The organism is Cognaticolwellia mytili, from assembly GCF_002104475.1.
GTDB lineage: Bacteria > Pseudomonadota > Gammaproteobacteria > Enterobacterales > Alteromonadaceae > Cognaticolwellia > Cognaticolwellia mytili.
The window spans coordinates 625,424-646,513 of sequence record NZ_NBOF01000002.1; the positions used below are offsets into that span (position 1 = coordinate 625,424).

The 21,090-nt window shown below is 38.7% G+C and carries 13 protein-coding genes; 6 read left to right on the top strand and 7 right to left on the bottom strand.

Annotated features, from left to right (window positions below):
- Positions 1 to 4 precede the first annotated feature (4 nt).
- Both B7C41_RS07650 and B7C41_RS07655 read right to left on the bottom strand, forming a co-directional pair.
- Entirely contained in the window at positions 5 to 3,106 is a 3,102-nt protein-coding gene (locus tag B7C41_RS07650; RefSeq protein ID WP_085298202.1) for an efflux RND transporter permease subunit, read from the bottom strand.
- Positions 3,103 to 4,161, bottom strand: coding sequence for an efflux RND transporter periplasmic adaptor subunit (locus B7C41_RS07655; protein ID WP_085298203.1), 1,059 nt, complete (start codon positions 4,159 to 4,161; stop codon positions 3,103 to 3,105). Before B7C41_RS07655 ends, B7C41_RS07650 begins: the two co-directional genes overlap by 4 nt.
- A gap of 227 nt (positions 4,162 to 4,388) precedes the next feature.
- Here B7C41_RS07655 and B7C41_RS07660 point away from each other — a divergent pair, with 227 nt between their 5' ends.
- The 4 genes from B7C41_RS07660 (at position 4,389) to B7C41_RS07675 (ending at position 10,636) form a co-directional block, all read left to right on the top strand.
- Positions 4,389 to 5,144 carry an AsmA family protein gene (locus tag B7C41_RS07660; protein ID WP_085298204.1) on the top strand — a complete coding sequence of 252 codons (756 nt, stop codon included), beginning with the start codon at positions 4,389 to 4,391 and terminating at the stop codon, positions 5,142 to 5,144.
- Positions 5,145 to 5,677: 533 nt separating this feature from the next.
- Positions 5,678 to 7,198 carry a methyl-accepting chemotaxis protein gene (locus B7C41_RS07665; protein ID WP_085298205.1) on the top strand — a complete coding sequence of 507 codons (1,521 nt, stop codon included), beginning with the start codon at positions 5,678 to 5,680 and terminating at the stop codon, positions 7,196 to 7,198.
- 420 nt (positions 7,199 to 7,618) lie between these two features.
- Positions 7,619 to 9,808, top strand: coding sequence for an adenosylcobalamin-dependent ribonucleoside-diphosphate reductase (locus B7C41_RS07670; protein WP_085298206.1), 2,190 nt, complete (start codon positions 7,619 to 7,621; stop codon positions 9,806 to 9,808).
- A gap of 105 nt (positions 9,809 to 9,913) precedes the next feature.
- Entirely contained in the window at positions 9,914 to 10,636 is a 723-nt protein-coding gene (locus tag B7C41_RS07675) for a TSCPD domain-containing protein (protein ID WP_085298207.1), read from the top strand.
- Positions 10,637 to 10,754: 118 nt separating this feature from the next.
- On the opposite strand, the gene B7C41_RS07680 is transcribed toward B7C41_RS07675, so the two are convergent.
- The 5 genes from B7C41_RS07680 to acs form a co-directional block, all read right to left on the bottom strand.
- Positions 10,755 to 11,969, bottom strand: coding sequence for a Xaa-Pro dipeptidase (locus B7C41_RS07680; protein WP_143764357.1), 1,215 nt, complete (start codon positions 11,967 to 11,969; stop codon positions 10,755 to 10,757).
- Positions 11,970 to 12,229: 260 nt separating this feature from the next.
- On the bottom strand, positions 12,230 to 12,706 hold the full coding sequence (locus B7C41_RS07685; protein WP_085298209.1) for a thioredoxin family protein: 477 nt from the start codon (positions 12,704 to 12,706) through the stop codon (positions 12,230 to 12,232).
- Positions 12,707 to 12,728: 22 nt separating this feature from the next.
- The gene (tyrA, locus tag B7C41_RS07690; RefSeq protein ID WP_085298210.1) at positions 12,729 to 13,871 is read right to left on the bottom strand and encodes a bifunctional chorismate mutase/prephenate dehydrogenase; all 1,143 of its coding nucleotides are present in this window, start codon (positions 13,869 to 13,871) and stop codon (positions 12,729 to 12,731) included.
- 15 nt (positions 13,872 to 13,886) lie between these two features.
- The gene (locus tag B7C41_RS07695) at positions 13,887 to 14,999 is read right to left on the bottom strand and encodes a 3-deoxy-7-phosphoheptulonate synthase (RefSeq protein ID WP_085298211.1); all 1,113 of its coding nucleotides are present in this window, start codon (positions 14,997 to 14,999) and stop codon (positions 13,887 to 13,889) included.
- Between the two features lie 401 nt (positions 15,000 to 15,400).
- Positions 15,401 to 17,344: an acetate--CoA ligase gene (acs, locus tag B7C41_RS07700; RefSeq protein WP_085298212.1), complete on the bottom strand. Its 1,944-nt coding sequence runs from the start codon at positions 17,342 to 17,344 to the stop codon at positions 15,401 to 15,403.
- Between the two features lie 646 nt (positions 17,345 to 17,990).
- On the opposite strand from acs, the gene B7C41_RS07710 reads away from it, so the two are divergent.
- Positions 17,991 to 19,394 (top strand): mannose-1-phosphate guanylyltransferase/mannose-6-phosphate isomerase, encoded by a 1,404-nt coding sequence (locus B7C41_RS07710; protein WP_085298214.1) that lies wholly within the window; start codon positions 17,991 to 17,993, stop codon positions 19,392 to 19,394.
- Between the two features lie 3 nt (positions 19,395 to 19,397).
- Positions 19,398 to 20,810 (top strand): phosphohexomutase domain-containing protein, encoded by a 1,413-nt coding sequence (locus tag B7C41_RS07715; protein WP_085298215.1) that lies wholly within the window; start codon positions 19,398 to 19,400, stop codon positions 20,808 to 20,810.
- Positions 20,811 to 21,090: the final 280 nt, after the last annotated feature.

The following is a 21,090-nucleotide window of genomic DNA, read 5'->3' on the forward strand; positions in this document are numbered from 1 at the left end:
GTAATTAGGCTTTAGTTGAAGTTACCTTTTCTTGTTGCTGCTCAATTTCATGAGCAATAGCTAAAGGAGAGCCTGTATGTCTGCAAAGCCAATAATAGGCACCTGGCACAACAAATAAGGTAAATATACTGGCAAGAGAAACGCCAGCAAAAATAACCACACCAATCACCATTCTACTTTCAGCACCTGGCCCTATTGCTAATACTAATGGAATTGCACTAGTCACCGTAGTAAACGTTGTCATCACAATAGGTCGTAAACGTTGGGTTGCCGCAGAAATTAACGCTTCTTCAAAGGCAATGCCTTTATCGCGTAATTGGTTAGCAAACTCGACAATTAAAATACCGTTTTTCGCCGCTAGCCCTATCAGCATGACAATACCAATTTGGCTGTAAATGTTTAAACTCATGCCCATTAATTTCAGCCCCGCTAGCGCCCCGACTAATGCCAGTGGTACGGTTAACATAATAACAAACGGGTGAATAAAGCTTTCAAACTGAGCCGATAAAACAAGGTAAGTGATCACCAACGCCAGTACAAAAATAAAGATAAGGGAGTTACCCGATTCTTGTAATAACTGCGATTGCCCTTTGTAAGCCACTTGTGCTTCTTGCGGTAAATGCTCTGCTACGGCATTATTTAAGAAGTTAAGCGCATCGCCTAACGGATAACCTGCCGTTAAGTTCGCGCTAATAGTCACGCTACGTAAACGGTTAAAACGGTTTAACTGTGAAGAGGTTGCGCTTTCTTCAATGGTTATCAAGTTCGATAACGGCACTAGTTCGTTACTAACGTCTGAACGAACGAAAATATTGTCGATATCTTTCGGGTTGGAAAAATCTGATTTTTCACCACGTACCACAACATAATATTCTTCACCACGTTCAACAAAGTTAGTCACACGGCGTTGCCCTAACATGGTTTCTAATGTTCGTCCGATATCACCAACTGAAACCCCTAAGTCAAAAGCACGGCTATGGTCAATTTTCACTAATAGCTGCGGATAGGTTTCTTTATAGTCGCTGTCGATACTATGTAGATTTGGGTTTTCCTGCGCCTTAGCAATAATAATATCGCGCCACTTGGCTAGTTCTTCATAGGTATTACCTTGTAAAACGAAAGCAACTGGCGATACTGAGCCGCCGCCACTTAGCCCGCGTCGCATCATAGCAAATGCACGTACATCAGTAACTTTTGATAATTCACCATTCATTTTTTTGATGAAATCAAAGGTGTTGGTTTCACGTTCACCCCACGCTGGCATGCCGACAATAGCAATGCCGCCAGAGCCACCAAAACCTGGTACTCGTACCAATACTCGGTCAAGCTCACCACTTTGTTGATGCGCTAATAGTTTCTCTTCAATCTGCTGCATGTTTTTGACATTATTTTCATAACTAGCCCCTTCAGCACCACGCATCATGACAAAGAAATTACCTCGGTCTTCCTTAGGTGTGTACTCTGAAGGTAACTGAGTAAATAAGCTATAAACCGCAATAAACGCTAAAATGACAACAATAAAGATCATATACGGTTGGCGAATAGTTGTTTTCAATGAACGCCCATAAGCCGCTTCCATTTTGCCAAAACCTTTATCTAACATTTGGCCAAATGAAGAACTACGCTTACGATGTTTCAACATTTTTGAACACATCATTGGCGTTAACGATAACGCGGTAATACTCGAGAACACCACGGCAGCAGCAATCGCGATAGCAAACTCAGTAAATAAACGCCCAACATTACCTGATAAGAATATTAACGGCACAAATACCGCTACCAACACTAAGGTTGTGGCAATTACTGCAAAGGCAACTTCACGCCCGCCTTCATAAGCTGCCATTAAAGGTGTTTGGCCGTTCTCAATTCTCCGGTAAATGTTTTCTAGTACCACAATGGAATCATCAACCACTAAACCAATGGCTAATACTAAGGCCAGTAAGGTCAATAAATTGATAGAAAAGCCAAACCATGACAACACCATCATTGAACCAATTAAGGCGACAGGTACGGTTACGGCAGGAATAAGCGTGGCGCTAACATTACCTAAGAATAAGAAGATAACTAACACCACCATAATCATGGCGATGCCAAGCGTGTTGTAAACTTCGTCAATTGAGCCTTGAATAAATACTGATGAGTCGTAACTATTGGTAATGGTTGTACCTAGTGGCAAGCCATCACGTATTGAGGTCATTTCTTTTCGGGCGGCTTTTACTACTTCAAGGGTATTGGCTTTTGATTGCTTGATAATACCCAAGCCAACCATATTTTTACCGTTACCGCGGAACATGTTTTCTTCGTCTTCCGCCGCCATAGCAACTTTGGCAACATCACCAAGATATACTAATGATTTATCATCATTACGCGCTACCACCATAGTGGCAAAGTCATTTTCAGTTAAATAACTGCGTTCAACCCGAATAGAAAAGTCTCGGTCGAGTGATTCAACTTTGCCAGCAGGTAGTTCAACATTTTCTGCCCGTAAAACTTGTTCAATATCACTAACGGTAACACCGCGCGCCGCCATAGCTTTGCGGTTTAATAACACCTTCATGGCATAAGTTCTGCCGCCACCAACACGCACACGGGCTACGCCGTCAACAACAGAAAATCGGTCAACAATATAACGTTCTGCATAATCGGTTAATTGCAAGGTGCTCATGGCGTCACTTTGCAGTACAAACCACACAATGGCACTTTCGTCATCATTGGCTTTAAATACTTCTGGTGGATCCGCTTGTTCTGGTAGGTTGTTTAGCGCACGAGAAATACGATCACGTACATCATTGGTCGCGGCATCAATATCACGGTCGAGTTCAAACTCAATAGAAATATTTGAACGACCAACACGGCTATTGGAATTAATCGATTTAACACCTTCAATACCGCTTATTCTATCTTCCAGAACTTGGGTAATTTTACTTTCAACAATTGCTGCTGATGCCCCAGGATAAGATGTGTTAATACTAACCACTGGCGGATCAATATCAGGATATTCGCGCAGCGGTAAGGTCATAAACGCAACGATGCCAAAAGTGATCAACAATAAATTGATAACGGTAGCGAATACCGGACGTTTTACTGATATATCAGATAAAATCACGTGTTATTCTCCAAAACATTAACCGACGTGCCGTCACGCAGTTTTAATGCTCCTTCAATCACCACTTTTGCACCGACCTTGATGCCATCAAGTACTTCAACAAAACCATGATATCGACGACCAATGTGCAGTTGCTTCTTCACGGCTTTACCATCTTCAACCACAAAAACAAAATGCTTATCTTCAATTGGAATCACGGCGCTTTCTGGTACTTGCAACAACTGCTCTACATTACGAATAATTTCAATGTTCAGTAACATGCCGGCACGTAATTTAGTGTCATTGTTTGGAATTTCAGCACGTACTTTTAAGGTACGAGTTACGCTATCAATACGAGAATCGATTGACGTTACTTTGCCAACAAATATCTGATCTTTATAAGCGATGTTAGTTGCTTCAATCAACTGGCCAACAGCTACCGTAGTCAAGTAACGCTCTGGTACGGAAAAGTCGACTTTAATTACGCTTAAATCATCTAGGCTGGTAATAATATCGCCAACATCAATCAAAGCTCCTAAGCTAATTTCACGAAAACCTAATACGCCAGAAAAAGGCGCTTTAATGGTTAGGTCATTAAGTTTTATTTTCGCACTCAATAATTGCGCTGAAATGGCTTTGGTTTTCGCTTCTTGTTGGTCAACAATTGACTTAGAAGTGGCTTTTTTAGTAAAAAGGTCTTGAAAACGATTAAGCTGCGCAACCGATTCAGCCAAATTAGCTTCATATTCTTTAACTTTTGCTGCTTCCTCTCGACTATTTAAGCGCACTAAAATTTCGCCTTTTTTAACGGTGTCGCCATCTTGAAAAGAAACTTCATCGACTAAATCAGAATATTTGCTGGTGATAAAAACCTGCTCGTTGGCTCTTGATGTACCAACTGCTTCAACAGAGTCTTTAAATGTTGCTTGAGCAATTTGCACTGTTTTTACTGAAACAACACGTTGATGTTTTTCTTTAATGGTTACTGACTTTGGCCACTGTAAATAAACAACCAGTGCTACCAGTACACTTACAAGTAATAATAGCGGTAAACGGCGACTTATAGCTGAAGACATAAATAAAAAACTCTCTAAATTTGCGAAAAATTTCAATGCTATTACTATAGCGTAGATACTGTAAATGCTCGATACAGCTTAGCTTGAGATTTAAGGCTTTGGTCGCAAAATAGAAAATTAAATAACTTTGTGATTATTAAGATATAATTTATATATATACCCAAACCAGATGAGAAATATCTAATTATTAGATATGCATCATTTTTTACATTTTAAGGATTAAACTCGTGAAAATTATTGCCTCAATTATCGTTGTATTGTTACTACTTAGTGGTGGTGCCCTTTGGTTTCTAGCTGGCGGCTCACTAAATGATTATATTAAAAGCCAAATTGAAACAGTTGGAACACAGGTTACTGAACAAGCCGTTACCGTAAAAGCTGTTGATATTAAACTCACTAGCGGCGCTGGTAGTATTTTAGGCATTAACTTAGCCAACCCTAAAACTTACAAGCAACCAAATGCTTTTTCTTTAGGTGAAGTGACACTAGACATTAACCTTGAGAGCTTAACGTCCTCACCTATTATTATTGACGCTATTGTTATTAAATCACCACAAGCATTTGTAGAAATGACACAAACTGGTGGTTCTAATATTCAAGACATTTTAGACGCGATAGAGCGTAATACTCCTAAAGGTGACGCGCAAACTGCCGATAAAACACCAAGTAGCACAGCTGACGAACCAAAAGTTAAAGTAAGCAAAATTGTATTAGCGGGTACTGCTTTGTCGGTAGACTTAACTGCTTTTGGCAATAAAGAGCACACAGCAACATTACCTGATATTACCTTGAATAATGTTGGTGGCAATGAAGGTTTACCAGCAAGCCAACTAGGTAGTGAAATTGTTAAAAAAGCGCTTTCTAAAATTTGGCAACAAGCAAAAGAAACTCAAAAGAAAAAGCTTATTGATGGTGCTAAAGATAAAGTAAAAGACAAATTAAAAGACAAGGCAAAGAAGAAACTTACTGAACTATTTGGTTAGTTTAGTCTACCTTGATATCGCAACCTCAACGTAGGCTAAATAGCTACGTTGAGGAAAATACTTTACACAGAACACGTTATTATACAAATAAGCTCTGTTTCCTATTTCCTATTTTCAACACTAAGTTTATGTTTATATTAGTAATGAAAATTCACATTGCCTCTCGCTAACTCCAAAACTCAAAGTTGATAGTCGTCGTTTAATACTAACAATCAAGAAATAGACCATTTAACAGCATACCTTACGCTACTTTTTTCAATGTCCTTCGAACATAACACAGCCCTTAAAGTAACATTAATAGACAAAAATGATGCAATGCTTTCTAATAGCGAACTATGTAGCACTAATTTTAGTAAATCGCTCTGACTAGATAGTACGATATCAGTTGGTTACGCGATAAAACGTTACGCTAAAATATACCCAAACTACTTGACGGTTCAGCAAGTGGCTTGGGTATATAACGACCTTCCAGTATTAGTGATGGCAAGTTTGGAAGGTGTCATTTTGCCCATAAAGTTAAATAGAGGAAAGTTATGGCTTCGCCAGTAAAACAACTCATAAGCATTACTGATATCCATGGAAACTTTAATTATATTAATACAGAATTTTCAGCTGCCTTAGCTATCGACCTAACCGACTCAGCTACAAAAAAGCAGCAGCATTATTTCCATAAAGATATGCCCAAAAGTATTATCAACGAGATTAACCAAACCTTAGCAAAAGGCTTTTCTTGGCAAGGCTTAATTCAGTTTAAAAATAACCAAAACCAGGATGTTTGGCTAGATACTTTTATCACACCGCAATACCAAAATGATCGAGTTAGCGGTTATCAATCGATTGCAACAATAGCAGAGCCTGAGTTAATCGAGCGCGCACATAACGTTTATCGCGCTATTAATCATGATAATAAGTGGGCAAACTTAGAAATTTCAAAAAATCATAAATTTACTTTCTTATTGATCATTAGTGCTATCGCCCAATATTTTATCTTTACAAGTTTTGGTCTTTATCACTCAATTTTTGCTGCTTTATGTGCTGCTACGCCTATCGCTGTATTTTGGCAAGACATAATACCGACGGCCATACGTGCACAGCATATGCAATCGATGTTCGACTCCTCTTCTCGAAAAGTTTATTTTGGTACTGGCACCGCCAGTATTTTTGATTTTAATTTTTCCATGTTAAAAACTAAATTACGCGCCATTATCGAAAGAGTATTAGACACGGCAAAGCCCATAAATGCAGTGATGGCTAATGTTAGTGAAGGTGTTGCTAATACACGAAAAAACTTAACGAGCCAACAAAGCACCGTAGAGCAACTCAGTCACGCTATGCGCGAAATGCAAACTACCACCACTGAAATTTCAGCCAGTGTTGCCACCGCAGCAGGTGATTTAGATGAAACTTTTTCGCATTGTGAGCAAGCTCAGCAGGGTATTTTTTCTACCACAGATAAAATCAGGTCACTAGCCAACGATATTGAGAACGCTTCTTCATCCGCCGATAGCCTGACACAATCAGCCAACAATGTTAGTAGTTTAATGGAAGAAATTCAGTCGATTGCTGACCAAACAAATTTATTGGCGCTAAATGCAGCTATCGAGGCTGCTCGCGCTGGCGAGCACGGTAGAGGCTTTGCCGTAGTCGCTGATGAAGTGCGTAATTTATCTTCTAGAACGCAGGATTCTGCGAAAAAAATTCATCAACGTTTGACTGTAATGTTAGAAACCATAGAGCAATGGGTTACGGTGATGTTGAAAAATAAAGACGAAGCACAGCAATGTGTTGAGATAGCAGAAAGCTCAAATCAGAAAATTTCTGATGTTGTTGGCAGAGTGCAAAAAGTAACAGATGTTGCTAACCAAATAGCAACGGCAACTGAACAACAGAACGTTACGTCAATTGCCATTAATGAACATGTTGAAGAAGTACATCAAGCGATTGAGCGCACTTGGGCACAGACTGATGTGGTTACTGAAGAAATGACTATATTGTCAGCGAGTGTTAACGACATTACTAATGTCGCCAGCACTTTTGTACCGCCTAAAAAATGATTCCTTGTGAATGAATACATCCAATACGCTTTTGCTCTTTTAATAAAAAAAGCAATATTGAAAGAGCAAAAGCAACCAATATGACTTAGCGCTACTATAAGTTAGCAATCAAATACCCAGAATTTCTCGTTAGAATTATTAGCGCTTACTCGCACTTGTTTACTTAACTTTTCAGCTTTTTCTTACAAAATTAACTGATAAACCTCACATAAGTAACGTTATTGAGCTGTTGTTAGGAAAATTAGCGCAGTTATTGCCACCTTGATTGATTAAAATCACTTTCAATAGATAAATGCACAAAACACTACATATTGTGTTTTGATTTGATTTGGATCGCAATATGTATGAAATACACTTGTGCATAATTTCATATTTCATATCATCATGCATCTTTTCCACTAACGAAAATATAAAATCGCCATGACTGAGCTAGAAATAAAATCAAAAAACGCTTCTGTAAAAAATGCCTCTAAACAGCTAGACCACGACCTACCTTTGCAGGCCGCTTCTCATGATATTTGGGATAAAAAATATCGACTCAAAGACAAGCATGGTAATAACCAAGAGGCCACAGTGCATGAAACTTTCACTCGCATCGCAAAAGCCCTAGCGGCAATAGAAAGTAAAGAGCATAAAAAATGGCAAGAGAAGTTTATCTGGGCTATGGAGTCTGGTGCTTACCCAGCTGGGCGTATTATTTCAAATGCGGGTGCTGAAAAGTTTAAACCAGCAACGTCTACCATTAATTGTACAGTATCAGGTACGATTGAAGATTCAATGACCGGTATTTTAAGCCGTGTTCATCAAGCAGGCTTAACCTTGAAAGCAGGTTGCGGTATTGGCTATGAGTTTTCAACTTTAAGACCTAGTGGTGCTTATGTTGCTGGTGCTGGCGCAACCACATCAGGGCCAATGTCATTCATGGATATATACGACAAAATGTGTTTTACCGTCAGTTCCGCTGGTGGCAGACGCGGCGCACAAATGGGTGTATTCGATATATCGCATCCTGATGTTAAAGAGTTTATCTTAGCAAAACGTGAAGATGGTCGTTTACGCCAATTTAATTTATCACTATTGATCAGTGATGATTTTATGAATGCGGTTAAAAATGATCAAGACTGGCCGCTAAATTTCCCATTAACACATAAGGAAATGATTTCAGATAATATCGACTTAAACGATAGTTCACTTGTTCTGTTTAAAGAAAATCACTACCAAGCCGACTTTATCAAAAGCCATGATTACATTCTTAACGAGCAAGGACAGGTTGCCTGTAAAATTTATGGCCGTATGCCAGCTCAACGCCTTTGGGATATGATCATGAGCAACACCTTTGACTATGCTGAACCCGGATTTTTACTGATTGACCATGCCAATGAAATGAACAATAACTGGTTCTGTGAAAAACTCCGCGCTAGTAATCCTTGTGGAGAACAAATATTACCACCACACGGCGCTTGTTTGCTCGGCTCAATTAACTTAGTTAAATTTGTTCAACAGCCATTTACGGGTCAAGCTGAGTTTGACTGGAAGAAATTTAAAGAAGTCACTAAAGTATTCACGCGCATGCTAGACAATGTGGTTGAAATAAATGGTTTGCCACTAGAAGAGCAGCGCTTAGAAATTCAGAATAAACGTCGTCATGGTATGGGTTACCTTGGCTTAGGCTCAGCATTGACTATGCTAAAAATGCCTTACAATAGCCCAGAAGCTGTAGCCTTCACTGAAGAAGTATCAAAAGTATTAGCTATTACCGGTTGGCAGGAAGCGCTAAACCTAGCGAAAGAAAAAGGCCCTGCTCCCATACTGCAACAAAGTTTTACTGTTGATCAAGCCATGCTCAATAAGCGTCCTGAAATGGCACAAGATGGCATTAAAGTAGGCGATAAAATTAAGGGCTCAGTACTACATGCAAAATACAGTCGTTATATGCAAAGGATTGCTCAAGAGCAACCAGAACTAGTTGAGCAACTAGCGAGAGTTGGTGCTCGCTTTACTCACCATACCTCAATAGCGCCAACGGGTACGCTTGCCTTAAGTTTAGGTAATAATGTTTCAAATGGTATTGAGCCGAGTTTTGCTCATGAATATCATCGCAACATTATTCGTGAAGGTAAAAAGTCGAAAGAATCTGTCGCCGTTTCAAGCTACGAACTTTTAGCTTACCGCGAAATGGTGAACGCTAATGCCGAAGCCTACGCAACTGAAGGCGAAAATAAATTACCTAACTACTTCACGGTTAGCGATAGTATTAACCCAGAAGAGCATGTTGACATTCAAGCGGCCGCGCAAATTTGGATTGACTCATCAATCTCAAAAACCATCAATATTCCAACCGACTTTGACTACGAAAAATTCAAAAATATTTATCTTTATGCTTACGATAAAGGCTTAAAAGGCTGTACAACATTCCGTTTTAATCCTGAGGTTCACCAAGGCGTATTGGTAAAAGAAACTGACTTAGAAAAAGTAGAGTATGAATTCACTTTAGCTGATGGCACAACCATGACAGCCAAAGGTAATGAAGAAATTCGTTACGACGGTGAAGTGCATACTGCTGCCAATTTACATGACGCGTTAAAAGAAGGTTATTACGGCAAGCTTTAGTGACTGGCTTTGCCGCTTCACGTTAATTAAGCAAGGCAAACTGGCAATAACGCTAAAATTTAATATCAAAAAAAGTGGCTTGAAATAAGTCATTACAAGAGAAAAATGATGAAAGAAATCACCCAAAGTATTACCGCTGCTAAAGTAAAAGTAGATACCGTAGCGCCAGTTAAAGAAGAGCCAAGTAGTAATGATGCTGCGACGGTAAATTTAACCGAAAAAACCCAACGTCCTGAAATGTTAGTCGGCTCAACTTATAAAATTAAGCCGCCAGTTTCTGATCACGCCTTATACATTACGGTAAATGATATTTTACTTAATCAAGGCACAGCGCAAGAAGTTAGACGACCATTCGAAGTATTTGTTAATTCAAAAAATATGGAATTTTACTCGTGGATTGTCGCACTAACACGCGTTATTTCTGCAGTATTTCGCAAAGGTGGCGATTGCACATTTTTAGTTGAAGAACTAAAAGCGGTATTTGATCCTAAAGGCGGTTATTACCAGCGTGGCACCGGTATTTTCATGCCATCGGTAGTTGCTGATATTGGCCATGTCATTGAAACACATTTAAAAACTTTAGACATGCTACCCAAAAGTGAGATTGATGCCCACCAACAAGCTTACTTAAAGCAGAAACAGCAAGCAGCAATGGCAGAAAATGAAGGCAAAGATGATAGTGCAGTTGAGAATGATGGCAAAAGTGAAAATCATAATTTAAACTTTCCAGCCACGGCGAGTAGCTGTAATAAGTGTCACCAAAAGTCTGTAGTATTACTTGATAGTTGTTCCACATGCTTGAACTGCGGCGATTCAAAGTGTGGCTAGGCAGTAAATAATTTACTTAAAGTAATTTACTGAATTTGTTCAGACACGAATAACAATAGTGTCTGAACTTTTTAATATTGATATTAAGTTTGCTATAAGCACTAAGATAGTTACTTCATTATTGCTTATAGATGACACCATCTTTCATGACAAAACTGACGTTTTCCATCGCAGAAATATTTTTAATTGGATTGCCATCAATCGCAACAATATCAGCTAAAAATCCAGCTTTAATTTGCCCTAAAGAATCCTGTTGCTGTAGCAAGATAGCACTGCTAATAGTAGCGGCTTGAAGTGCTTGCATTGGTGTCATGCCGTAAGTCACCATACGTGAGAATTGCTTACCATTATCACCATGTGGATAAATAGCCGCGTCTGAGCCAAATACCATATTTACACCCGCTTTTGTTGCCTTACGAAAGCTTTCACGTTGTGCTTTTGACACCAATTTTTCTTTATTAATGTTTTCTTCTGGTACACCGTTTGCTGCGCCAAACGCCAAAGTGTACTCAGTGTTGTAAATATCACATGACATGTAAGTACCATGCTTTAACGCTAACTCAATAGCTTCATCATCTAAGAAACTGCAATGCTCAATTGAATCAATACCGGCGCGAATAGCTGCTTTTATGCCGCCTGTACCATGCGCATGTGCTGCTGCAATTAAGCCACGTAAATGTGCTTCATCAACTGCCGCTTTCATTTCTTCTTCGGTTAATTGTTGAATACCGACTTTAGTACCTTTAGAGAACACACCACCAGTAGCACAAACTTTTATAGTATTAGCACCGTATTTAATATTTTCTCTTACTTTAGCTCGCACTGCCCAAGGGCCATCTGCCACACCACCCGCCGTACTTTTTGCTTCTGGCGGAGAAAAATTGTCATCGCAATGTCCACCAGTAATACTAATGGAATGGCCAGCAGCCCAAATACGTGGGCCAGGAACTTCACCAGCATTAATGCCATCACGCACACCAATAATTGAATACCCTGACGCACCTAAGTTACGTACAGTGGTAAAACCTGCCATTAAGGTTTTCTTGGCATTTTTTACTGCTTTTACGGTTTGACGAGGCACTGAATTACCTCTAGCAGCAAGGAAGTTATCTTCAGCATCACTACTTAAATGTACGTGCATATCCATTAAGCCAGGTACTAAGGTTTTACCTTTTAGATTAACTATTTTGGCATCTTGGTCTGTTTTTACTTTGCCTTGTTTGCCAACTTGAATAATTTTATTACCGTCGATAAGTATCGCGATATTTTTAACAACTTTACCTTTTTTAACATCAACATAAGCATCGGCATTAATTAATGTTTGTTGCGCCATAACATTTAAGCTGGCAAGTAGTGCAGCTGCTACACTAAGTAATCGAAAAGATTTCAAGTTATATTCCCACTCGTTATTATTGGCTATTTCACTACATCGTATATTAAGTAGCTTAATACTGTCTACGCCACGCTATATCAGTTTTGGTAATTCGAAGTGCCCATAGAGTTTTAGTTTGCAATTTAAGGTGTAAAAATTAAAAAATCGCACTGATTTTGCTCAAGTACGATTTTTATTTAACGTTATTTAAGCTAATAATTTTATAGCATGGCTGAGATATCTGCCGCTAGTGATACTTTTGGGCGTTCAACAATACGGCCAATTTCTTTGTTATTTTGGTATACAACAAAAGTAGGCGTGTATTTAATATCATGACTTTTAGCTGTTCCGTTTGGCTCAGACTTTTCATAATCAAGGCCAATTAAACGATTAGATAGCTCTGTTTTTTCAGCAACAATTTTCAAAAAGTGAGGGACTTCTCGCTGACTATCATGACACCAAGTACCAAAATACACATCTACATGTAAATCACTCGGCCACGCTTTAACTTCTGCTATGTCACTTTCAGACAATTGAAATGCCCGATAACTTTGCATAAATGATGGATGATCACTAATTAATCTTTCGGAACTGACTTCACCAATAGTCATCGTTGCACTAGTCGTATAACTATTAGCACAAGCAGATACGAGTGTAAGCATGGCAATAGTAAATAAAATAACAGCAAAAGTTCTCATTTTCTTCCTTGTTTTTCTTATCTTAATGTTTTTTAAGTTGGTCTGCTTTTACTAACATAGCTTTACTCTCTTGTAAGAAAATATCGGCATAATCACCAAACCAATCAGCTACTTGTGAGAACATATGAGTAAAAGCATCTTTGTCATCTAATTGCACATCTTCAAGTAATTCTAAAAATCGATATGCAAAGCGCTTCATCATAGCAATGTTATCTTGATTGGCAAAAATTATATCAGTATAAAGCACCGGATCTTGTGCAAATAAACGACCAACCATAATTAATTCTAAGCGATAAATAGGTGAACTCATTTCAACTAACTGTGCAATATCAGCACCTTCAGCCATTAAATGATAACCATAAGCGATAGTTGAAAAATGTCGCATCACTTGTACCATCGACATCGCTTGATCATGAGCTTGTGCTTCAACGGGATAAATTTTCGCACCCCAGACTTGAAATTGCTCTAAGAGCCAATGATATTGCTCAGGATTACGCCCTTCACAAGCAATAATGGTTTGTTTAACTAACCCTGCAACATCAGGACCAAACATTGGATGTAAACCTAATACCGGTCCAGCATGCACTTTCATCATTTCAGATAATGGCGCTTCTTTAATACTTGTTACGTCAGCTAACACACAGTTTTCGGGCAATTGGCCCAGCTTTTGAATAATCATAGCGGTTAAGCGAATTGGCACCGCAACAATAACCAAACTTGCATCAGCTAAAATAGTTGCACTATTAGGCCAGTCGCCCTGTTCCAGTATTGTTACTTGATAGTGAGAACGGGTAAATAAATCAACAAATATCTGCCCCAGTTGGCCATTACCACCAATAACGACGACTTTTTTACAGTCAGGATTTACACAACGGTAACCACTGGCATCTTGGCTAATATAAGAGTCTTGCATTAGTCGACGCAAAATATCTTCAATAAGCTCAGGTGATAACCCTGCATCTATAGCTTGTTGACGGCGAACTTTTAGCAATTCTGCTTCGCGTTCAGGGGCGAAAATAGGCATTCCTACTTCACTTTTTAACTGCCCTACTTTCGTCGTCACTGCTCGGCGCTTAGTCAATAACGCAACAAGCTCGCTGTCTAAGCCATCAATTTCATTGCGCAATTCGCCAAGCTGTTGATCAAATGTTAATTTGCTATTCATTGCAAATATAGTTTCCTATTCACTAGCCGTTGAAGTAATTCGCTGCTTTAAAACTGTGCCGAGTTTTGCGGTTGCTTCAGCAATAAGTTGTTCAGTGGTATTAAAATCAATACAAGCATCCGTAACAGAAACACCATATTCGAGCTGGTCAAAGGGTAAGTCTGAACTTTGGTTGCCTGCGTTTATATTACTCTCTAACATGATACCAATAATAGACTTATTACCTTCACAAATTTGATTAAAAACATTGTCTGCGACTAAAGGTTGTCGACGGTAGTCTTTATTGGAATTGCCATGTGAACAATCGACCACTATGCCGGGCTCTAAGTTTTGCTTTGCTAGCTCTTGTTCACATAACGCGACATTGACAGAATCATAATTAGGCTGCTTACCACCACGTAAAATTACATGTCCATCGGGGTTACCTGAAGTTTTAATTAACGCTACTTGTCCTTGACGATTAATGCCCATAAAACGGTGTGAAGATGCCGCTGACTGTAGCGCATTTATCGCTACATCAAGCCCACCATTCGTACCATTTTTAAAACCAATTGGCATCGATAAACCACTAGCCATCTCACGGTGGGTTTGTGATTCTGTAGTACGTGCACCGATAGCTGACCAACTAAAAAGCTCTGCAAGATATTGCGGGCTGATAGGGTCAAGTGCCTCAGTTGCTAACGGTAAGCCGAGCTCTGTTAAATAAATAAGTAGTTCTCGCGCTTTACGCAGCCCAGCTTCAACGTCAAATGAGCCATTCATATGGGGGTCGTTAATTAAGCCTTTCCAACCAACGGTCGTACGAGGCTTTTCAAAATAAACCCGCATTACAATGTACATACTGTCTTGGTATTTATCATGTAGTACTTTTAACTTTCTAGCGTATGCTTTTGCTGCTTCAACATCATGGACTGAACAGGGTCCAGTGATAACAAGTAAGCGATGATCTTGTTTACTAATGATATTGGCAATAATGTTACGCGCGCTTTTAACGAAAACACGTCCTGCTTCTGGTAATGGCAGTGCTTCACGCAGTGCTTCTGGTGTAATTAAAATTTCTTCCGAATTAACATGAATATCATTAAGCCGGCTTTTAAGCGTGGCTGCAGTTGCGGTATGGTCTGACATGGTTCTTTCCTGAATATTGTTCATTGATGATTAAATTTAAGTCATTATTTTTTCGACTAAAGAGAGTACTAGGCATAAAGCTAGTTAAAGTATGGGAGGTAATAATATCGATATTGTAGATGTTGCATTTTATAAAATTTCTTTCTGTAAATTTAAGTTTACTTTATTTGTATCAATTATATTACACTTATAATTTATTCAGGTATAGTCCCATTTCACTATTTTTTGTATATCGTCATTCATTACCACCGACATACAAGGATGTATTAATGCCGTGAAGGTAGGATGCCTAGGAACCGCCATTGCAGCATGACATGTCCTACGCTTAGACATAAAAAAAGCGCCAATAGGCGCTTTTATCTCAATGTATATAAAATAAATATTACTTCGATAATGAGAATTTAACCGTGAACAATACGATTACTAACTAGATGATCGACAACAGCAGGTTCTGCTAATGTTGATGTATCCCCTAAAGTATCAAGATCGTTCTCAGCTATTTTACGTAGAATGCGACGCATGATTTTACCTGAACGAGTTTTAGGTAACCCTGGTGCATATTGAATATAATCAGGTTTAGCAAAACGCCCCAATTCTTTAGCAACAAATTCTGTTAACTCTTTAAGGAGTTCGTCAGACTCTGTGGCATTGTTCATTAGCGTAACATAAGCATAAACCCCTTGCCCTTTGATCTCATGCGGATAACCAACCACTGCAGCTTCAGCAACAGCCGGGTGCAACACTAAAGCACTTTCAATTTCGGCAGTACCCAAGCGGTGACCAGAAACATTTAATACATCATCAACACGGCCTGTGATCCAATAAAAACCATCTTCATCGCGTTTAGCACCGTCACCAGTAAAGTAATTACCCGGGTACTGGCTTAAATATGTATGGTAGAAACGATCATGATCGCCATAAACTGAACGTAATTGACCTGGCCAGCTACCTGTCATCATCAATAAACCCTGATTTTCACCTTCAAGAGTATTACCGTCTTTATCAAATAACGCTGGTTGAACACCAAAAAATGGTTTACCTGCAGCGCCTGGTTTCATATCAACAGCACCCGGTAATGAAGTGATTAAAATGCCACCGGTTTCTGTTTGCCACCAAGTATCGACAATCGGACATTTATTTTTGCCGATTACCTCATAATACCAATGCCACGCTTCAGGGTTAATAGGCTCACCTACCGTTCCTAAAATTCGCAATGATGAAAGATCTGCTTTTTCGACATAGCTATCACCAACACTCATCAGCGCGCGAATCGCTGTAGGTGCGGTGTAGAAAACATTAACTTGGTGCTTATCACATACTTGCCAAAAACGACCTGCATCTGGATAAGTAGGTACACCTTCAAAAACTAATGTCGTAGCGCCATTAGCAAGTGGGCCGTAAAAGATATAAGAATGTCCGGTGATCCAACCCGCATCAGCAGTACACCAATAAATCTCCCCCTCCTTATAATCGAAAACATATTTATGAGTCATAGCAGCATAAAGTGAGTAGCCACCACAAGTATGAAGAACACCTTTAGGCGTCCCGGTAGAACCAGAGGTATAAAGGATAAATAATGGGTCTTCTGCATCCATCACTTCTGGTGTGCAGGAGGCGGGTAGCTTAGCGACTTCCTCTTGGTAATTAACATCAATTTTATCATTCCAAGCGACGTCTCCGCCTGTACGTTCAACAACAATAACTGAATGTACACTTGGACAATCAACAACTGCCGCATCAACATTCACTTTCAATGGAATAACACGACCACCACGTAAACTTTCGTCAGAAGTAACTACAACTTTACAGTCGGCATCAATAATTCTAGAGCGGATAGCTTCAGTAGAAAAGCCACCAAATACCACAGAGTGAACTGCACCTATGCGTGCACAAGCAAGCATTGCATAGCCAACTTCTGGTATCATTGGCATGTAGATACAAACACGATCACCTTTTTTCACACCACGTGATTTTAATAAGTTAGCAAAACGACAAACATGATCATGTAGCTCTTGATAAGTAATATTTTTATCTTCACTTGGGTCATCACCTTCCCAAATAATCGCAGTATCGTTGGCTTTTGAGATTAAGTGGCGATCAATACAGTTATAACTTACATTTAATTTACCACCAGAAAACCATTTGATATCAGCGGCTTTTAGATCAACATCGGTGACACTGTCCCAAGGTTTATACCAGTCTAGAAATTTATCAGCTTGTTCTGCCCAGAAGACTTCAGGTTGTTCAATTGATTGCTTATACATTGCATCATAAGTCGCTGAATCAATATAAGTATGAGCTTTTGCCTGCTCTAGTACGGGATAATGGCTTTTTAATTCTTGCATGCTTAATCCTTGATTTTCTAGTATCTAATGGCTAGTTGATATATCGAAGCAACGGCCTCGTCAAATCATTGCTTTATTTTTAAGTTACCAACATCATAGCCTAAGTTTCTGTGCTGGAACACACCACTAAAGTCGAATATTGATAGAATAATTACTGCTATTTGAATTTCCCAGCAAACAACAGTGAAATTACCAGTAAGGATAAAATCGTTATTAATCAAACTTAAAAAGTAAAAAATCACTATTGTTATTAGAGTATCTAGTTTCAATAATAAAAATTTAACCTCTAGCATCTAATAAGAATTGTATAAGCAACCAACACTCCCTCGGTGCTGCTGTTAATAAGTAAAAATTATTCAAAAAAACTTAAATTAATAGTATTAGGAACTTTTGGTCTTTTTTTGATGGCTCAATTGAAGCTAATGATTGTTTTTAACGTTATCGGCATTAAAATTATGCTTATTTTGAACAACCAAACTTCGCTCATCCTACGTTACTAATAATAAAACCAACCGATTACTGAAAATATAAATAAAGATCAGCGAGCACTAGTTGTACTGAAAGTCCAACAACCCAAAATAAAAAGTAAGATAATTTAGCTTTGAACGGTCTCCTGCAATAACGTGATTAATATAAGAATAACTGTATGGTTTTACCTGTAATTATGGCTGGAGGTACGGGCTCTCGCTTATGGCCACTATCTCGACAATTGTTCCCAAAACAATTTCTTTCCTTACATGGTGATTCATCCATGCTACAAAACACAATTAAACGACTTGCAAATATTGAACACCAAGCACCTGTTGTTATTTGCAATGAAGAGCACCGTTTTGCTGTGGCGGAGCAACTGCGTAGCGCAGAGTTACCTTATAGCCAAATACTATTAGAACCTATTGGCCGTAATACAGCACCTGCGATTGCGTTAGCAGCTTTTAATGCAATTAAACAAGGACAAAACCCGTTATTGCTAGTACTTGCTGCAGATCACGTCATTAAAGATAACGATGCTTTCACACAGGCAATTAAAAATGCTGAACTTTTAGCAAACAACAATAAACTTGTCACCTTTGGTATAGAGCCAACAGCGCCTGAAGTAGGATATGGTTATATCAAAGCAAAAGAGTCAACAGATGGAATTTTAGCTGTTGATAAGTTTATTGAGAAACCAAATATTACAGCGGCAAGACAATATTTATCACAAGGTAATTATTTTTGGAATAGTGGCATGTTCTTGTTCAAAGCAAGTGTATTTTTAGACGAACTTAAGCAACATAGACCTGACATTTTTACTGCTTGTGAAGCTGCAATAGCAACGACAATACAGGACTTAAGTTTTGTTCGTGTTGATAAAGAAGCCTTTGAACATTGCCCTGAAGATTCCATTGATTGCGCAGTGATGGAGAAAACGAAAAATGCTGTTGTAGTACCAATGAACGCAAATTGGAGCGACATTGGCAGCTGGTCAGCATTATGGGATATTGAAGATAAAGATCAATACGGTAACGTTAGCCACGGTGATGTTATTAGTATTGATAGCACCAACTGTTATATCAATGCACAAGATAAGCTAGTCACAACCCTAGGTTTAGATGATATTGTCGTTGTTGAAACAAAAGACGCTATATTAATATCAAAAAAGTCCGCAGTACAAAAAGTTAAGAGTATAGTCAGTGAACTTAAAGTACAAAAACGCTGCGAAGTTCGACTACATCGAGAGGTTTATCGACCATGGGGGAAGTACGACTCACTTGATCATGGTGAGCGCTTCAAAGTTAAACGCATTACAGTAAAGCCGGGCGCTAGTTTATCAACACAAATGCATCATCACCGTGCAGAGCATTGGATCGTAGTAAAAGGCACGGCGAAAGTGATTAATGGTGATAACGAGGTATTTCTAACCGAAAATCAATCCACGTACATACCAGTAGGAAATATTCACGCTTTAGAAAACCCTGGCATGGTTGATCTTGAATTAATAGAAGTACAATCAGGCTGTTATTTAGCTGAAGATGATATTGTACGTTTTGATGATAAATACGGTCGTACTTAAGTTATGAGTTTATCTTGCTTTAAATCCTATGATATTCGAGGCCGTTTAGGCGATGAAATAAATCCAGATATTGCATATCGCATTGGACGAGCTTTTGCCATTGTCATTAAAGCCCAAAAAGTCGTTGTAGGTGGTGATGCCAGAGCGACTAGCGAAACACTAAAGCAGGCATTAAGTGATGGTCTGCGTGATGGGGGTGTCGATGTCGTTGATTTAGGTTTAGTTGGCACTGAAGAAATTTATTTCGCGACATCAGATCTAAAAATGGATGGTGGAATAGTAATAACTGCTTCACATAACCCTATTGACTACAATGGTATGAAACTTGTTTGTGCTGATAGTAAGCCAATATCTCGAACAAATGGGCTTAATGAAATAGAAGCATTAGTAGTAGCCCAACCTTGGACAATTAAGTCAAATGTTGATAATAAAAATCGTGGTAGCATTACACAACTTAATCATTCAAGCGTTTATGTAAAACACTTAATTTCTTATATATCTCCAACTAAGATAAAACCATTCAAACTCGTAGTAAATGCGGGCAATGGTGCTGCAGGGCATGTTATAGATGAAATTGAGTCGCTATTTAGGCAGTATAATATTGTCGTTGAGTTTATCAAAATTCACCATACTCCTGATTCAAACTTCCCCCATGGCATCCCTAATCCACTACTTATTGAAAATCGTAAAAGCACTATTGATGCTGTTTTAAAACATAAAGCTGACATGGGTATTGCTTGGGATGGCGACTTTGATCGTTGTTTCCTCTTTGATGAAAATGGTCAATATATTGAAAGCTATTACATTATTGGTTTGCTCGCTCAGGCATTTTTACAAAACAATAAGAATGAAAAAATAATACATGACCCTCGCTTAACATGGAATACCATTGAGGTAGTAAAGCAAGCTGGTGGTGAAGCTATTTTATGTAAAACAGGTCATGCATTTATTAAAGAGCTAATGCGAAAAGAAAATGCTATATACAGTGGTGAAATGTCAGGGCACCATTATTTTAGAGACTTTTTCTATTGCGATTCAGGCATGATCCCATGGTTACTGATAATCCAATTATTATCTGTCAAAAATTTAACTTTATCAGAAGCAGTCAACAAGCAAATAGATGCTTATCCATCCTCGGGCGAAATCAATCTAATTATTGCTAATCCCAAGCAAGCGATAGACAGTGTTTTGCAACATTTTCGTTTACAGGCAAGTCACATAGATTTCACTGATGGCATTTCAATGGAGTTTATTAGCAAGGGGAACGAATGGCGCTTCAATCTTCGCGTATCTAATACAGAAGCATTAGTAAGGCTAAATGTGGAGGCAAGAGCCAATAAAGAATTAATGAAAGAAAAAACCAACGATATTCTAACAATACTACACAAAAATAATTTGTCTTCGAACTCTAAGTAATGTGTGCTTGGTATTCAAGTGCACCAAAACTTAACTAGTAAAGTAAATAACATCACAATGTTAACGTCACAATAGGTACCACTAATGTATCACTTGATGCCATAGCCAGCGATAAAGCATTAACGAATAGTTAGTTATTCGGTGCATCAACAACGTAAACGGTCACTTAAATAGATTTGTTGAGTGACCTTAAGACACCGAGCTGAAGTTAACTAGCATTATGAGTGCGAAAAATTTAACCAAGTTATTGGTCGTCACCTGAAAGTAAACCTATTAACTT

Bases quoted from the DNA above. Each gene is read 5' to 3' on its own strand.
- B7C41_RS07655 (WP_085298203.1), bottom strand. From the start codon at position 4,161: ATGTCTTCAGCTATAAGTCGCCGTTTACCGCTATTATTACTTGTAAGT.
- B7C41_RS07665 (WP_085298205.1), top strand. From the start codon at position 5,678: ATGGCTTCGCCAGTAAAACAACTCATAAGCATTACTGATATCCATGGA.
- B7C41_RS07670 (WP_085298206.1), top strand. From the start codon at position 7,619: ATGACTGAGCTAGAAATAAAATCAAAAAACGCTTCTGTAAAAAATGCC.
- B7C41_RS07675 (WP_085298207.1), top strand. From the start codon at position 9,914: ATGATGAAAGAAATCACCCAAAGTATTACCGCTGCTAAAGTAAAAGTA.
- B7C41_RS07680 (WP_143764357.1), bottom strand. From the start codon at position 11,969: ATGGCGCAACAAACATTAATTAATGCCGATGCTTATGTTGATGTTAAA.
- B7C41_RS07685 (WP_085298209.1), bottom strand. From the start codon at position 12,706: ATGAGAACTTTTGCTGTTATTTTATTTACTATTGCCATGCTTACACTC.
- tyrA (WP_085298210.1), bottom strand. From the start codon at position 13,871: ATGAATAGCAAATTAACATTTGATCAACAGCTTGGCGAATTGCGCAAT.
- B7C41_RS07695 (WP_085298211.1), bottom strand. From the start codon at position 14,999: ATGTCAGACCATACCGCAACTGCAGCCACGCTTAAAAGCCGGCTTAAT.
- acs (WP_085298212.1), bottom strand. From the start codon at position 17,344: ATGCAAGAATTAAAAAGCCATTATCCCGTACTAGAGCAGGCAAAAGCT.
- B7C41_RS07710 (WP_085298214.1), top strand. From the start codon at position 17,991: ATGGTTTTACCTGTAATTATGGCTGGAGGTACGGGCTCTCGCTTATGG.
- B7C41_RS07715 (WP_085298215.1), top strand. From the start codon at position 19,398: ATGAGTTTATCTTGCTTTAAATCCTATGATATTCGAGGCCGTTTAGGC.